Source organism: Agromyces sp. ISL-38, from assembly GCF_018613935.1.
Taxonomy (GTDB): Bacteria; Actinomycetota; Actinomycetes; order Actinomycetales; family Microbacteriaceae; genus Agromyces.
Window position 1 is genome coordinate 1 of record NZ_JAGGPF010000024.1, and the last position, 240, is coordinate 240.

A 240-nucleotide genomic window follows, 5' to 3' on the forward strand; every position below is an offset into this window, starting at 1 on the left:
CCCGCCCATTCCGGTGGCCCGGCCCTCGCTGAGGCGTCGAGCTCGAATCCGAGCACCGAAACCCTCACGGTGACGGATGCCGCCGGGCCATCCGCCTCGCACGAGCCGAGCGTGGCATCGTTGCGCGCCGCGACCTGCCCCGCGAGCGGGCAGGGCACGCCGGGCACGGCGCCCGAGATCGCGTCGGCGGCGGCGAGAGCCGCGGCATCCGCTGCGTTGGCGGCCCGCTGCGACGCCACG

The 240-nt window shown here is 77.1% G+C and carries 1 protein-coding gene; it reads right to left on the reverse strand.

The annotated features are described in order from the left end of the window. Nucleotides 1-240: Rv3654c family TadE-like protein (locus tag J7E25_RS17615; protein ID WP_214871476.1), on the reverse strand; the 240-nt coding region annotated here is incomplete at both ends.